Raw genomic sequence first — 1,543 nt, forward strand, 5'->3', positions numbered from 1 at the left:
ACAACAAGTGATCTGAATCGCGGTACCTGTGCGGGGCGCGGCTCCGGATATGACGTGGCGCGCGACCCGGGAAGGTCCGGTTACCCGGCTGCCAGGGCCTGCTCCAGCTCGGCAAAGCTGTGGGCCCGGCCGCTTTCGGGGATGGGCATGCCCAGTTGTCGACTGATATGCGAGACGGAAAAAATACCGCGTACGCGTTGTAACCCGTAACGATCGTTATCGATCACCAGGGCGTGCTGGCGGACCACCTGCTGCAGTGTCGCGACAACATCCCCGACACAGGCCATCTGGATGTCGCTCAGGGCGAGAACATCCAGTTCATCATATGGTGTCATGATATCCCGCACCATGATATCGGCATAGGTGCAACCCACTTCATGCATGTACTGCACCGGTTTTTCACCCAGGATATCGGTGGCAGTGAGAATCCCGGCCACCGAGTTATCCGACCGGCACACCAGCAGCAAGCGAACCTGATTGGCGATCATTTTCTGATTGGCGGCATCCAGCCGTGTGGCCGGCTCCACTGTAACGGCCGCGACGCGTTGCAGATCGGTCATGGCATAAATGGCAGGCATGTCGAGTGTCAGGTGGTCGGGGAGCATCTGGTGTGGCCGATGATAGCCAATATGGTTGGACAATTTGCGCAGGGGCAGAGACGTATAATGTGTGGACATGGGTTTCACCGTTGATTATTGCGGAGCCATGTTCACTAGATAGTCAATCCGGCGCGACTTTGCAAACCGATGGAAGGAATAGCCGGGATAAAGAATGCGGGAATTGGGGTAGTCGCCGGCCTGTATTTTCGGGGGTATAACGAAAACGGCCGGGCAATACCCGGCCGTGAGTCCCTTTCGAATGTTCCGGCTTCAGGCCGCCATATCCTTGAGGGCCTTGAGCGGCTGGGCCTTGACCACGTTACGGGCCGGCTTGGCCTTGAAGACAGTGGGCTCGCCGGTGAACGGGTTGATGCCTTTGCGGGCCTTGGTAGCCGGCTTGCGGACAACCTTGATTTTCAGCAGGCCAGGCAGGGTGAAGACGCCGGCGCCGTTACGCTTGACGTGACCGTTGATGATGGTAGCCAGTTCATCGAATACCGCAGCGACCTGCTTTTTCTGCAGTTCAGTGCGCTCGGCGATAAGGGCATACAGAGCGGACTTGGTCATCGGTTCCTTGATGGTTTTGACTGCCGGGGCCCTGGCAGCGGTTTTTTTCTTTGCGACTTTTTTCTTGGCTTTTTTCTTCGTTGCCATGATTGCTCCTGAGAGTTCTGAAAGGATTGTTTGTCTGGTGCTAAAATAGCACACTCTAACGCGATTTAAAGCTGTTATAGGCTTATTTTTGACCATTTTGTATTTCTGACGCAAGCGTTTTTCCCTGATTTTCAGGGGATCAGATGCATCTGTGGCCAGGGAGTTGTGCATGAGTGAGTTCAGAGTTTGTCATGTCGACGAGATTGGTGATCCCGGGAGTCTGGAAGTGAACATCGCATGCCGGGGAGAGGAACAGAACCTGTTTATAGTCAAATTTGAGGGGCGTCTGC

At 55.2% G+C, this 1,543-nt stretch carries 2 protein-coding genes; both read right to left on the reverse strand.

Annotated elements, in window-relative coordinates:
- Window positions 1-80: 80 nt before the first annotated feature.
- Complete coding sequence (locus RI563_RS06215) at window positions 81-677, reverse strand: CBS domain-containing protein (RefSeq protein WP_310693499.1); 597 nt, start codon at window positions 675-677, stop codon at window positions 81-83.
- Window positions 678-869: 192 nt separating this feature from the next.
- The gene (locus RI563_RS06220) at window positions 870-1,253 is read right to left on the reverse strand and encodes an HU family DNA-binding protein (RefSeq protein WP_310693500.1); all 384 of its coding nucleotides are present in this window, start codon (window positions 1,251-1,253) and stop codon (window positions 870-872) included.
- Window positions 1,254-1,543 lie beyond the last annotated feature (290 nt).

This window comes from Thiohalophilus sp., from assembly GCF_031581315.1.
Lineage (GTDB): Bacteria > Pseudomonadota > Gammaproteobacteria > UBA6429 > Thiohalophilaceae > Thiohalophilus.

Excerpts from the sequence above, each read along its gene's own strand:
- RI563_RS06215 (WP_310693499.1), bottom strand. The coding sequence starts at position 677 with ATGTCCACACATTATACGTCTCTGCCCCTGCGCAAATTGTCCAACCAT.
- RI563_RS06220 (WP_310693500.1), bottom strand. The coding sequence starts at position 1,253 with ATGGCAACGAAGAAAAAAGCCAAGAAAAAAGTCGCAAAGAAAAAAACC.